Origin of the sequence: Pseudomonas sp. MF6755, from assembly GCF_016405635.1 — a bacterium.
GTDB lineage: Bacteria > Pseudomonadota > Gammaproteobacteria > Pseudomonadales > Pseudomonadaceae > Aquipseudomonas > Aquipseudomonas haemolytica.
Map to the genome: position 1 here is coordinate 136216 of NZ_JAEKDA010000005.1, position 14267 is coordinate 150482.

The window sequence follows — 14267 nt, forward strand, 5'->3', positions numbered from 1 at the left end:
CATGTGGACATTCACTACCATGCTGACTGAACAGAAAATCCCACTAGGCCAGTACATCGCTGCCTTCGTCGACTGGTTGACCCAACACGGTGCCAACTATTTCGACGCAATCGCATCGACCCTGGAAACGATGATCCACGGCGTGACGTTTGCGCTGACCTGGTTCAATCCGCTGGCATTGATCGGTCTGATTGCGCTGCTGGCTCACTTCATTCAACGCAAGTGGGGCCTGACGGTATTTGTCATTGCCTCCTTTCTGCTGATCCTCAACCTGGGGTACTGGCAGGAAACCATGGAGACCCTCGCACAGGTGCTGTTTGCCACCCTGGTCTGCGTGGTCATCGGTGTGCCGCTGGGCATTGTTGCCGCGCACAAACCGCTGTTCTACACCATGATGCGGCCGGTGCTCGATCTGATGCAGACCGTACCGACCTTCGTCTACCTCATCCCTACCCTGACCCTCTTCGGGCTGGGTGTGGTGCCTGGGCTGATTTCCACGGTGGTGTTCGCGATTGCCGCGCCTATCCGCCTGACCTACCTGGGTATCCGCGATGTGCCGCAAGAGTTGATGGACGCCGGCAAGGCCTTTGGCTGCTCGCGCCGTCAGTTGCTTTCGCGCATTGAACTGCCCCACGCCATGCCGAGCATCGCCGCCGGCATTACCCAATGCATCATGCTGTCGTTGTCGATGGTGGTGATCGCCGCCCTGGTGGGTGCCGACGGCCTCGGCAAGCCGGTGGTCAACGCACTCAACACGGCCGACATTGCCCTGGGCTTTGAAGCAGGCCTGGCCATCGTGTTGCTCGCCATCATGCTCGACCGTATCTGCAAACAACCCGACGCTAAAGTAGGGGGTGATGCATGAGCATTATCCGATTCGACAAAGTCGACGTGATCTTCTCCAAAGACCCACGCGAAGCGCTCAAGCTGCTGGACCAGGGCATGAGCCGTAACGAGATCCTGAAAAAAACCGGGCAGATTGTCGGCGTCGAAAACGCCAGCCTGGATATCGAGAAAGGCGAGATCTGCGTGCTGATGGGCCTGTCGGGCTCCGGCAAGTCGAGCCTGCTGCGCTGCATCAACGGTCTCAACACCGTGAGCCGTGGCCAGCTGTTTGTGGAGCATGAAGGTCGCCAGATCGACATCGCCTCCTGCACCCCGGCCGAGCTGAAAATGATGCGAACCAAACGCATCGCCATGGTGTTCCAGAAGTTTGCCTTGATGCCTTGGTTGACAGTGCGCGAAAACATCAGCTTCGGCCTGGAAATGCAGGGCCGCCCGGAGAAAGAACGGCGCACCCTGGTGGATGAAAAGCTCGAACTGGTGGGCCTGAGCCAATGGCGCAACAAGAAGCCCGACGAGCTGTCCGGTGGTATGCAGCAGCGTGTCGGCCTGGCCCGTGCGCTGGCGATGGACGCCGATATCCTGCTGATGGACGAACCCTTCTCGGCCCTCGACCCGCTGATTCGCCAGGGTTTGCAAGATGAACTGCTGGAGCTGCAACGCAAGCTGAGCAAGACCATCGTGTTTGTCAGCCACGACCTGGACGAGGCACTCAAGCTCGGCAGCCGTATCGCAATCATGAAAGACGGCAAGATCATCCAGTACAGCGTGCCGGAAGAGATCGTGCTGAACCCGGCAGACGACTATGTACGCACCTTCGTCGCCCACACCAACCCGTTGAACGTACTGTGCGGGCGCAGCCTGATGCGCACCCTGGATAACTGCACGCGGGTGAATGGCTCGGTGTGTCTTGATCCGGGCGGCGACTCATGGCTGGACCTGGCCGAAGGCAACACCATCCAGGGCGCACGCCAGAATGGCGTGGTGATGAATTTGCAGAACTGGGCGCCAGGGCAAGCGGTGGAAGGGTTGGGCCGCGTGCCGACGCTGGTGGACTCGAACATCGGCATGCGCGATGCGTTGCAGATTCGCTACCAGACGGGGAATAAGCTGGTGTTGCATGACAACAACAAGGTGGTGGGGATCTTGGGTGACAGTGAGCTCTACCATGCCCTCTTAGGCAAGAACCTGGGCTGACAGACACTGCAAAACAACTGCAGGAACTGGGTCAATGTGGGAGGGGGCTTGCTCCCGATAGCGGTGTATCAGTAACAGATGTACTGACTGACACACCGCTATCGGGAGCAAGCCCCCTCCCACATTTGATCTCTATTTCAACAGAGAGCAGGTGGTGTCAGTGAGGACACCACCAGGTTTCAACTATCAGCTATAGACACGGCCAAGGAGCTGCCGATGGCTTTCAAACTGATCGAGCACATCCCGGGTGATCTGTTCCTGGGTAAAGCCCATCAGGTCATACTCCTGCGGCCCATTGTGCAGGTACACCTCGGCACGGTAGTAACGGGTGCGTTCTTCTTCAGGCAAGTCAGCCGGCGCCGCCGAGTAACCGTCCAGGCTCACCTCGTAGACAAACGGATTGCCCTGCTCCATCTCGATACGCACGCCGATGCAGCGCTTGGATTTACCCAGCAGGGTCTGCACTTCCAAGCCCTGCTCACGCAACGCAACCGCGGCTTCTTCCAGCGCCGGCGTTACGTGCTTGTCCATAAAGCGCTGCACGGTGGCCTGGCTCGGTTGCAGATCCAGGGCGGTCAAGCGCTCGCTGAAACCACGGCGGCCACGCTCGGCCAACTGCGCCTGCTCCTGTTCGATTGCCACATCCTGACGCATGGCCTTGTGCAAACCGAACATAAACAAGATCAGCACCACCGAGAACGGCAGGCCTGCCAGCACCACCATGGTTTGCATGGCTTCGAAGTTACCGGCAAACAGCAGGCCGATGGTCACCAGGGTGATCACGACCGACCAGAAGATCCGCAACCAGTGCGGCGCATCTTCGTCGACGTTGCCGCCTTTGCAGGAAAGGTTGGCCATCATCACCGCGCCGGAATCCGCCGGTGTCAGGAACAGCACAAAACCCACGAAGATCGACACGCCGATGACGACTTTCGACGCAGGGTAATGCTCAAGCAATTGATAGATGGCCATGGACGGTTGTTCCAGCGCCGTCTTGCCCAACTCCACGGCGCCGTGGTTCAACACCAGGTCCAGCGCCGAGTTACCGAAGATCGACAGCCACGCCAGGGTAAAGCCCAGCGGGATCAGCAATACGCCAGCCACCAGCTCACGCACGGTACGACCACGGGAAATACGTGCGATGAACATGCCCACGAATGGCGCCCAGGAAATCCACCAGGCCCAATAGAACAGGGTCCACAGGCCCATCCAGCGTTCGGTCTTGTCGGCATCGCCTTCGTACACATAGAGGTCGAAGGTTTTCAGGATGATGCCGTTGAGGTAATCACCGGTGTTCTGCACCAGACCGTTGAGCAGGTGCAGGGTGGGGCCGAACAGCAGCACGAAGATCAGCAAGCCACTGAACAATACGATGTTGAGGTTGGACAGACGGCGAATGCCGTTCTCCACACCCGATACGGCAGCGATGGTCGCCACGGTGCTCATCACGATGATCACGATCAGCAGGTTGGTGTTGCTGTGTTCCATGCCGAACAGGTTTTCCAGCCCCGACGACACCTGCATCGAGCCGATCCCCAGGTTGGTCACCAGCCCCAGCAGGGTCACGAACATACCGAAACCGTCTACTGCGTGGCCGGCCGCGCCCTTCACCCAACGCTCACCCACCAGTGGGTACAGCGCCGAACGCAAGGCCAGCGGCTGGTTGTGACGGTAGGCGAAGTACGCCACGGCCAGGCCGACCAGCGCGTAGATCGCCCAGCCGTGCAGGCCCCAGTGCAGGAAAGTCAGTTGCAGCGCCTGGCGGGCCGCACCATTGCTGGCGGCAGCGCCTTCGGGCGGGTTGAAGTAGTGGTCCAACGGCTCGGACGCACCGAAATACAACAGCGAAATACCGATACCCGACGAGAACAACATGCCGGCCCAGGCGCCGTAGCTGAAGTCCGGGGTGTCGTCTTTACTACCCAGTTTCAATTTCCCGTAGGACGAAAACGCCAGGCCGACCACAAACACCAGGTAAGCGGCGATCACCACCATGTAGTACCAGCCGAAGCTTTTGGAAAGCCAGGCCTGTGCTACGCCGAGCATGCGCCCGGCCTCCTGCGGGGCGATGATCAGGATGGCGGTCAACAACAGAATCAGCGCGGTGGAGGTGTAGAACACCCAACCGTTGACCCGGACCTTTTCCGGCGGGGTCTTTATAAGAGAGGCAGAACTCATGGCGCAGATGCTCCAGGCAGTGCGAGAGAGAAACACAAGGCAGCGGTTATCCCGGGACATCGATTTTTCGGCAGTCGACGGACGGGTGTTATAAAGACTCCCCGAAAATTCCTGAGCCCCACCAACGTGGTGGGCAGGCCTTGATCTGGCCTGTTTCAAGGGTTTTTACAGGTGTCAGCGGTTGCGGCCAGCAGGTAGGAAATTTCTGTAGGCAGCGACCATTTGTCGCAGATCTTATTCTTTGTTGATTGAACGTTCAATCAAAACAAAATAGACTGGCCCTCAAGCCGACGGACGTTCGTCGCCCATCGGCAGGCCTAAGGAGAGGTGCTACATGCCCAAGGTCGGTATGCAACCCATACGCCGCCAGCAGTTGATCGAAGCCACGCTAACGGCGATCGATCAGGTCGGGATGGGAGATGCCAGCATTGCGCTGATTGCGCGTCTGGCAGGCGTCTCGAACGGCATCATCAGTCACTATTTTCAGGACAAGAACGGTCTGATCGCAGCGACGATGCGCTACCTGATGAATGTGCTGATCGAGAACGTCCAGGAACGCAGGCGTGCCTTGAAGGATGACAGCCCACGGGCGCACCTTCAGGTGATCATCGAAGGCAACTTCGACGCGAGCCAGGTCAACGGCCCGGCAATGAAAACCTGGCTGGCCTTCTGGGCCACCAGCATGCATCACCCGTCATTGCACAGGTTGCAGCGGATCAACGATCACCGCCTGTATTCCAACCTGTGCTGCCAGTTCCGCCGTGCGATGCCGTTGCCTGAGGCTCGCAGCGCAGCCCGCGGCCTGGCGGCTTTGATCGACGGTTTGTGGTTGCGCGGCGCCCTGTCGGGAGACGCTTTCGACACGGAGCAGGCGCAACGGATCGCTTACGAATACATGGATTTCCAATTGGCCAAGCAGGTGAGTTAGAGCACTTACAAACGCTCAACCCCTGAACGTCTGCCGCTCAGTGTTGCCACAACCCCATGGCCCACTGTTCGGCGGGTAACGCCAACCACTTATGCACTTGCGAGGACTTTATGGCCCGTTTCGACCTGCAAAAACTCTACATTGACGGCGGCTACAGCGACGCTGGCAGCGATGCCACCTTTGAAGCCATCAACCCGGCTAACGGTGAAGTTCTCGCCCAAGTGCAACGCGCCACGAAAGAAGACGTCGAGCGTGCCGTGGTCAGCGCTGAAAAAGGCCAGAAAATCTGGGCCGCCATGACCGCCATGGAGCGTTCGCGCATCCTGCGTCGCGCCGTTGACATCCTGCGCGAGCGCAACGATGAACTGGCCGCCCTGGAAACCCTGGACACCGGCAAAGCCTTCTCCGAAACCCAATACGTCGACATCGTCACCGGCGCTGACGTGCTGGAATACTACGCCGGCCTGGTGCCCGCCATCGAAGGTGAGCAGATCCCACTGCGCGACACCTCGTTTGTCTACACCCGCCGTGAGCCGCTGGGCGTGGTCGCCGGTATCGGCGCGTGGAACTACCCGATCCAGATCGCCCTGTGGAAATCCGCACCGGCCCTGGCCGCGGGTAACGCGATGATCTTCAAGCCAAGCGAAGTCACCTCGCTGACCACCCTGAAACTGGCCGAGATCTACACCGAAGCTGGCGTTCCGGCAGGCGTGTTCAACGTCTTGACCGGCAGCGGCCGTGAAGTCGGCACCTGGCTGACCGAGCACCCGCGCATCGAGAAAGTCTCGTTCACTGGCGGTACCGACACCGGCAAGAAAGTCATGGCCAGCGCTTCGAGCTCGTCGCTCAAGGAAGTGACCATGGAACTGGGCGGCAAGTCGCCGCTGATCGTGTTCGAAGACGCCGACCTGGATCGCGCCGCCGACATCGCGATGATGGCCAACTTCTACAGCTCCGGCCAGGTCTGCACCAACGGCACCCGTGTGTTCGTGCCTAAGCACCTGCAAGCTGCGTTTGAAGCCAAGATCGTTGAGCGCGTTGCGCGCATCCGTGTCGGCGACCCGCAGGACGAAAACACCAACTTCGGCCCGCTGGTCAGCTTCGCCCACATGGAAAGCGTGCTCGGCTACATCGCCAAAGGTAAGGAAGAAGGCGCCCGTGTATTGTGCGGCGGCGACCGTCTGACCGATGGCGACTTCGCCAAAGGCGCGTTTGTTGCCCCGACCGTATTCACTGACTGCACCGATGAGATGACCATCGTGCGTGAAGAAATCTTTGGCCCGGTGATGAGCATCCTCACCTACGAAACCGAAGAAGAAGTGATCCGCCGCGCCAACGACACCGACTTCGGCCTGGCCGCTGGTCTGGTGACCAAGGACCTGAACCGCGCTCACCGCGTGATTCATCAGTTGGAAGCGGGTATCTGCTGGATCAACGCCTGGGGCGAGTCCGACGCCAAGATGCCGGTCGGCGGCTACAAGCAATCCGGTGTGGGCCGTGAGAACGGCATCAGCTCGCTGAACAACTTCACCCGCATCAAATCGGTACAGGTTGAGCTGGGCGACTACGCCTCGGTGTTCTAAATCCCGAGCTTTGTGTTGCCTTTGAGGCCGCCATCGGGGGCAAGCCCCCTCCCACATTTGAAGGTATTCACAATTCAAATTGTGGGAGGGGGCTTGCTCCCGATGTGGCCCGACCTGACCACACTTCATAGAGGGTGCATTCAATGTCCCAAGAATACGATTACATCATTGTGGGTGCCGGCTCCGCCGGTAACACCCTGGCGACCCGTCTGACCGAAGACGAAGGCGTCACCGTTTTGCTGCTGGAAGCCGGCGGCCCTGACTACCGTCTCGATTTCCGTACCCAGATGCCTGCCGCACTGGCGTTCCCGCTGCAAGGCCGTCGCTACAACTGGGCCTACGAAACCGATCCAGAGCCACACATGGACGGCCGCCGCATGGAATGTGGTCGCGGCAAGGGCCTGGGTGGTTCTTCGCTGATCAACGGCATGTGCTACATCCGTGGCAACGCCATGGACTACGACAACTGGGCAAAACTTCCAGGCCTGGAAAACTGGACCTACCTCGACTGCCTGCCGTATTTCCGTAAAGCCGAAACCCGCGACATCGGCCCTAACGACTACCACGGTGGCGACGGCCCGGTCAGCGTGACCACGCCGAAAGCGGGCAACAACCCGCTGTTCCACGCCATGGTCGAAGCTGGTGTACAAGCCGGTTACCCGCGTACCGAAGACTTGAACGGTTACCAGCAAGAAGGCTTCGGCCCGATGGACCGTACCGTCACGCCAAACGGCCGTCGCGCCAGCACCGCTCGCGGTTACCTGGACACGGCTAAAAAGCGTTCGACCCTGACCATCGTCACCCACGCCCTCACCGACAAAGTGCTGTTCGAAGGCAAGCGTGCGGTTGGCGTGCGTTACCTGATCGGCGCCGCCGAAGAGCGCGTTGAAGCCCGTGCACGCAAAGAAGTATTGGTGTGCAGCGGCGCAATCGCTTCGCCGCAACTGCTGCAACGCTCCGGCGTCGGCCCGGCCAAACTGCTGGAAAGCCTCGACATCCCGGTGGTCCACGACCTGCCAGGCGTCGGCGAAAACCTGCAGGACCACCTTGAGCTGTACCTGCAATACGCCTGCACCCAACCGGTGTCGCTGTACCCGTCGCTGCTTTGGTACAACCAGCCGGCCATCGGTGCCGAGTGGTTGTTCAACGGCACTGGCATCGGCGCCAGCAACCAGTTCGAAGCCGGCGGCTTTATCCGCTCGCGTCCGGAATTCGAATGGCCGAACATCCAGTATCACTTCCTGCCGGTAGCGATTAACTACAACGGCAGCAACGGTGTGAAAGAGCATGGTTTCCAGGCACACATGGGCTCCATGCGTTCGCCAAGCCGTGGCCGCGTGCAACTGAAGTCGAAGAACCCACGGGACTACCCGAGCATTCTCTTCAACTACATGGCCACCGAGCAGGACTGGCAGGAATTCCGCGACGGCATCCGCCTGACCCGTGAAATCATGCAGCAGCCGGCACTGGACCAATACCGTGGCCGCGAAATCAGCCCGGGTATTGAAGTGCAAACCGATGAGCAGTTGGACAAGTTCATCCGTGAGCACGCCGAAACCGCGTTCCACCCGTCCTGCTCGTGCAAGATGGGCACCGACGAGATGGCCGTAGTGGATGGCGAAGGCCGCGTGCATGGCATGCAGGGCCTGCGAGTGGTCGATGCGTCGATCATGCCGATCATCACCACCGGCAACCTGAACGCGCCGACGATCATGATCGCCGAGAAAATCGCCGACAAGATCCGTGGCCGCCAGCCGCTGCCGCGCAGCACCGCCGACTACTACGTGGCAGGCGAGGCGCCGGTACGTGGCAAGCCGTTGCGTGAAGTAGGTCCTACTGCGCAGTAACTGATACACCGCGGCGCCTTCATCGGGAGCAAGCCCCCTCCCACCTTTGACTGTGTAAATCCAATCAAATGTGGGAGGGGGCTTGCTCCCGAAGAGGCCCTGAAAGACACTACAAAACCTCCCCTCTACACTTTCCTTGATCAGCTCCCAGCCCAGGCCTACTCTGTTTGCCTGCCCGCGCCGAGCCGCCCACAAGGAAGGCCCCATGTTCGAACACCACGCCACACTCAAAAAGCACTTCAGTGCCCTGCGCACCCGCGCTGAATTCTTCTCGCTGCGCTACGTACGCGAATCCGGCCAGTACCTGTCGGTACGCAAGAACGTCGCCGAGCCGCCACACCTGGGTCACGATGAAGGCGCCATGCTCACCGTGCGTCTCAATGGCGTGGAAGCCTATGCCGCGACCAACGATATGTCCCTGGCCGGCCTGCAAGCCGCGCTCGAGCGTGCCGAACAGCAAGCCCGGTTGATCCAGCCCCACGCCCTGCTCGACCTGCACCAGCAGCCGGTTTCCAGTGACGTTGCCGACTACCTGTCCCCCGACCTCGACCAGCCTTTCCCGTCCCTGAGCGATTGCTACCAATTGCTCGGCGATGAGTCTGCCGCCGTGCCCAAGGATGAACGCCTGGTAACCTGGGAAGTCAGCCTGGGCACCACCCGGGTTGAACAGATCTACCTCAACAGTGCTGGCGCGCAGTTGCGCCAGGCCCAGCGTTTCGTCTTCCCCGGCCTGAGCGTCACTGCCTTCGACGGCAACGATAGCCAGACCCGCACCCTGGGCGGCACCAACTTCGGCCAGCAAGGCAGTGCCGGTGTGATCCAGCGCTTCGGCCTGGTGGGCGCCGCCAGCAAGGTGGCCGACGAAGCCCTGCAATTGCTGCTCGCACCGAATACGCCCCACGGCCAACGTGACCTGCTGTTGATGCCTGACCAGATGATCCTGCAGATCCACGAATCCATCGGCCACCCGCTGGAGCTGGACCGCATCCTCGGTGATGAGCGCAACTATGCCGGCACCAGTTTTGTGAAGGCCAGCGACTTCGGCCACCTGCAATACGGTTCACCGTTGCTCAACGTGACCTTCGACCCAGACATCCCTGAGCAACTGGCCAGCTACCGTCATGACGACGACGGCACCCGCGCCAGCAAGCAATTCCTGATCCGCGATGGCCTGCTGCTCAAGCCCTTGGGCGGTGCGTTGTCGCAATTTCGCGCCGACTTGCCTGGCGTTGCCAACAGCCGCGCCTGCGGCTGGAACCGCCCGCCCATCGACCGCATGGCCAACCTGAATATCGAGGCCGGCGATAAAAGCCTCGCGCAACTGGTGGGTGGCATTGAAAACGGCATCCTGATGTCGACTAACCGCTCGTGGTCCATCGACGATGCGCGCAACAAGTTCCAGTTCGGCTGCGAATGGGGCCAGTTGATTGAAAACGGCGAGCTCAAGGGTGTGGTGAAGAACCCCAATTACCGGGCGATTTCCGCGCAGTTCTGGCGCAACCTCAGCGCCGTCGGCGATGCCAGCACCTTCAAGGTATTGGGCACGCCGAACTGCGGCAAAGGCGAGCCCAACCAGGTGATACGTGTCGGCCATGCGTCGCCGGCCTGTGTGTTCAGCAACGTTGACGTATTTGGGGGCGATGCCTGATGAATCATTTCAAGGCACTGGTGGACTGGCTCAAGCAGGCCGTCACCGACAAGGAACACTTTCACCTCGGCTATGCGGATGAATCGTCCGAATTCGTGCGTTTCAACCACGCGCAGGTGCGCCAGGCCGGCCAGGTACAACAGGCCAGCCTGAACCTCAAGCTGATCAACGATGGTCGCCACGCAGACCTGGGCATCACCCTGTCCGGCGAGCCAGACGTGGATCGCCAACGCCTGGCCGATGGCCTGCAACAGCTGCGCGAAACCTTGCCGCTGCTGCCGCGTGACCCGTACCTGTTGCTGAACCACAACGCCTGGCAAAGCCATAACGAACAGGTTCGACCGCTGCCGGAACTCGCCCAGGTACTGGAAGACATCCGCCAGGCTGCCGAAGGCGTGGACCTGGTCGGTTTCTACGCCGCCGGCCCTATCAGCCGTGGTTTCGCCAGTTCATCAGGGGCGTTCGGCTGGCACCAGGCCAATAGCTTCAACTTCGACTTCAGCCTGTTCCACGCCAATGGTGAAGCGGTGAAGGCCAGCTACGCCGGGCACACCTGGAATAGCGCCGAATTCGTCGCACGCTTCCAACAGGCCCGTGAGCAACTGGCGTTTCTCGGCCGCCCGCTGCACAACCTGGCGCCCGGCCAGTACCGCGCCTACCTTGCGCCAGCAGCACTGGAAGAAATCATCAGCATCATCACGTGGGGCGGCTTTTCGGCCCAGGCCATTGCCAGCAAGGGCAGCTCGCTGCAACGCCTGTACGCCGGTGAACAGTCGTTGAGCCCATTGGTGACCGTTAACGAACAGATCAGTGGCTCCCTCAGCCAGGCGTTTTCCACCGAAGGCTACCCGCGTGGAGACGTAACCCTGATCAAGGCAGGCAAGGCCGAGGGCCAGTTGATCAACTCTCGCAGCGCCGCCGAATACGGCTTGAGCACCAACGGCGCCAGCAGCGACGAGTCACCCAGCGCCTTGCAAGTGGCGGCAGGCAGCCTGGCCCAGGCCGATATCCTCAAGCAGTTGGGCACAGGGCTGTACATCAGCAACCTGTGGTACCTGAACTACTCCGACCTGCCGGCGGCACGCCTGACCGGCATGACGCGCTTTGCCACTTTCTGGGTGGAAAACGGCGAGATCAAGGCACCGGTCAGCACCATGCGCTTTGATGACAGCGTCTATCAATTGCTCGGTTCGCAGCTCGAAGCCCTGACCGCTGATCGGGAGTTGCTGCTGTCGGCCAGCACTTACAGCCAGCGCAATACTGCCTCCAACCTGCTGCCAGGTGCCTTGGTCAAGCGCCTGACCTTGACCTTGTAAACCCCGCTGACCCCAGCCCTCTGTAGGCGCGAACTCGCGCGTTCCTACAGGGGCTATTGGCCCTTCTGAGTCAGCCTTTTCGCCGTTTCCTACCGCTATTTCTTAACTCACGGTCTTGAGCGTGCGCCTGGTTGTCGCCTGCAAAAAACCTCGTTATAACGGTTAGTGGCATCCCGCCACCCCACCCACGTGCCCGCACGTGATGCATGACCTTGCCCGGGAAACGGCAAGCTGGAGCGTTGACATGAACCATGGAAGTTTTGTCATTGAAAGGCTGTTCAAGCACTACAACGTTCACGTAGAGCAGCTCGGTAACAACCCAGAAAGAAAAACCGTGCTGATGGTCAATGGCGCCCTGTCCACCACGCGTTCCTTTGCCCGCACCAGTAAATGCCTGGCCGAGCATTTCAATGTGCTCCTGTTCGACTTGCCGTTCTCCGGCTACTCGCGCGAGCACAACACCGACCTCGACCTGGTCACCAAGGACGACGAGGTGCAAATCCTGCGCGCCCTGGTAGAGCGCTTCGAGGTCAACCATTTGGTATCCGCCTCGTGGGGCGGCATCTCCACGCTGCTGACCCTGGCGCACAACCCCCCCTCCATCGAAAGCTCGGTGGTGATGGCCCTGGCACCCAACCTCAACCAGGCCATGCTCGAATACGTAGAGCGCGTGCGCGTGCTGATCGACGCCGATGACAAGTCCGCGGTCGGCCACCTGCTCAACGAGACGGTCGGCAAATACCTGTCTCCCCGCCTCAAGCGCAACAACCACCGGCACCTGTCGAACATGGCCACCACCGAGTATCGCCAGGCGCGCTTTCATATCCACCAAGTGCTGGCCTTGGGTGATGGCAACTATTTGCCAGCGCTCAAGCAGATTGAAACACCGGTGCACTTCCTCAACGGCGCTCTGGATGAATACACCCCGGCGGCCGAGGCCCGGCTGTTCAAGCAGTATGTGGGCCGCAGTAGCTTTGCCGTCGCCGAACACACCGGCCATCTGCTGGACCTGGAGTCCCGGGAAGCTGCGTTGGCGGTGCACCGTGCGCTGTTGGACTTCCTGGTGGGGGAGCATGCAACGTTGTCGGATTTAGACGAACCGCCAGTGGGAAAAGGAGCGACGGATGGCGCATAATCGCCGACACATAGCCTGCTAATAAAAGGGTTCCCATGCCTGATCGCGCCCCTCTCGATGCCAAGACCGCCCGCTGGCTACCCTGGGTGGTAGCGATTGCCTTCTTCATGCAGTCGCTGGATGGGACGATTCTCAACACCGCACTGCCGGCCATGGCCCGGGACCTCGCAGAAAACCCGCTACGTATGCAGGGCGTGGTGATCGCCTACATGCTCACCGTCGCCTTGCTGATTCCCGCGTCGGGCTGGATCGCTGACCGCTTTGGTACCAAGAAGATCTTCTTTGGCGCGATCATGCTGTTCAGCATCGGCTCTCTACTGTGTGCACTATCGAGCAGCCTGACCATGCTGGTGGGTGCTCGGGTGATCCAGGGCTTGGGCGGTGCGCTGATGCTGCCGGTCGGGCGGCTGGTGGTGCTGCGGGCTTATCCGCGTTCCGAGCTGGTGCGCATCATGGGTTTCATCACCATCCCCGGCCTGCTCGGCCCCTTGCTCGGCCCGACCATGGGCGGCTGGATGGTGCAATACCTGACCTGGCACTGGATCTTCCTGATCAACCTGCCGGTGGGCATGATCGGTTGCTACGCCGTGTGGAAGTTCATCCCCGACCTGCGTGGCAGTGAGCGCACACGCTTCGACGGCCTGGGTTTCCTGCTGTTCGGCGCGGCGATGGTGCTGATCACCATCGCCATGGAGGGCCTGGGCGAACTGCACCTGCCGCACCTGCGGGTGATGTTGCTGCTGTTCGGCGGGCTGGCGTGCCTGGCAGCGTACTGGCTGCGCGCCGGGCATATCGATAACCCGCTGTTCTCCCCGGTGCTGTTCAAGACCCGCACCTTTGCCGTGGGCATCCTGGGCAATCTGTTCGCACGGCTGGGCAGCGGCGCGTTGCCGTTCCTGGTACCGCTGCTGTTACAGGTGGCGCTGGGCTACTCACCGGCGGAAGCCGGGATGAGCATGCTGCCGCTGGCTGCGGCAGCGATGTTTGCCAAGTCCGTGGCCAGGCCGCTGATCGAGCGCCTCGGCTACCGCATCGTGCTGACCGGCAACACGTTGGCCCTGGGCATCATGCTGGCGAGCATGGGCCTGGTCAGCGAACACACGCCCTACCCGCTGCTGCTGGGCATGCTGGCGGTGCTGGGAGCGATCAACTCCTTGCAGTTCACCGCGATGAACACCGTGACCCTGATCGACCTCGACGACGCCCAGGCCAGCAGTGGCAACAGCTTGTTGTCGGTGGTGGCGCAGTTATCCCTGAGCCTCGGCGTGGCCTGTGCCGGCGCACTGCTCGGCGGCTTTACCGCCGAAACCGGCAATGACGGCGTGGAAAGTGTACTTGGCGCCTTCCAGCTGACCTTCCTCACCGTAGGCATCATGGCGATGCTGGCCGCGGCGATCTTCCTGCAACTGTCGCCAAAAGACGGCAAACGCGTGGTCAGCCGCGAGCACGACATCGAGCACTAACGGGCTTCTCGTCGAGAACTTGCGGGGAAACCCAAGGGGGCCTGTTACACTGCGCGACATTTTGTTTTGCAGAGCCAGTCCCGTGACTACCATCGCCACCGCTTTTAATACTTTGCCCCTGTCCGCCGC

General features: G+C 60.7%; 10 protein-coding genes. 9 read left to right on the top strand and 1 reads right to left on the bottom strand.

The genetic code is table 11. The features are described from left to right. Positions 1–19: 19 nt before the first annotated feature. Positions 20–865, top strand: a complete 846-nt coding sequence (choW, locus tag JFT66_RS07800) for a choline ABC transporter permease subunit (protein WP_034116164.1) — start codon at positions 20–22, stop codon at positions 863–865. After that, positions 862–2040 (top strand): choline ABC transporter ATP-binding protein, encoded by a 1179-nt coding sequence (gene choV / locus JFT66_RS07805; protein WP_034116165.1) that lies wholly within the window; start codon positions 862–864, stop codon positions 2038–2040. The genes choW and choV overlap by 4 nt, the downstream gene beginning before the upstream one ends. Before the next feature lie 186 nt (positions 2041–2226). Here choV and JFT66_RS07810 read toward each other — a convergent pair whose 3' ends face one another. Continuing rightward, a complete protein-coding gene (locus tag JFT66_RS07810; protein WP_235365370.1) occupies positions 2227–4161 on the bottom strand; it encodes a BCCT family transporter in 1935 nt (644 codons plus the stop codon). Between the two features lie 391 nt (positions 4162–4552). Here JFT66_RS07810 and betI point away from each other — a divergent pair, with 391 nt between their 5' ends. From betI to mdtD, 7 genes are all read left to right on the top strand, one after another. Then, positions 4553–5146: a transcriptional regulator BetI gene (betI, locus tag JFT66_RS07815; protein WP_034116167.1), complete on the top strand. Its 594-nt coding sequence runs from the start codon at positions 4553–4555 to the stop codon at positions 5144–5146. A gap of 110 nt (positions 5147–5256) precedes the next feature. Continuing rightward, positions 5257–6729, top strand: a complete 1473-nt coding sequence (gene betB / locus JFT66_RS07820; RefSeq protein ID WP_034116168.1) for a betaine-aldehyde dehydrogenase — start codon at positions 5257–5259, stop codon at positions 6727–6729. 143 nt (positions 6730–6872) lie between these two features. Continuing rightward, positions 6873–8576 (top strand): choline dehydrogenase, encoded by a 1704-nt coding sequence (gene betA / locus JFT66_RS07825; protein WP_034116169.1) that lies wholly within the window; start codon positions 6873–6875, stop codon positions 8574–8576. Between the two features lie 205 nt (positions 8577–8781). Continuing rightward, on the top strand, positions 8782–10224 hold the full coding sequence (locus JFT66_RS07830) for a TldD/PmbA family protein (protein ID WP_034116170.1): 1443 nt from the start codon (positions 8782–8784) through the stop codon (positions 10222–10224). Next, the gene (locus JFT66_RS07835; protein WP_034116171.1) at positions 10224–11540 is read left to right on the top strand and encodes a TldD/PmbA family protein; all 1317 of its coding nucleotides are present in this window, start codon (positions 10224–10226) and stop codon (positions 11538–11540) included. Before JFT66_RS07830 ends, JFT66_RS07835 begins: the two co-directional genes overlap by 1 nt. Before the next feature lie 244 nt (positions 11541–11784). Then, on the top strand, positions 11785–12675 hold the full coding sequence (locus JFT66_RS07840) for an alpha/beta fold hydrolase (RefSeq protein WP_034116172.1): 891 nt from the start codon (positions 11785–11787) through the stop codon (positions 12673–12675). Between the two features lie 35 nt (positions 12676–12710). Continuing rightward, complete coding sequence (gene mdtD, locus JFT66_RS07845) at positions 12711–14138, top strand: multidrug transporter subunit MdtD (protein ID WP_153837485.1); 1428 nt, start codon at positions 12711–12713, stop codon at positions 14136–14138. The last annotated feature ends 129 nt before the right edge of the window (positions 14139–14267 follow it).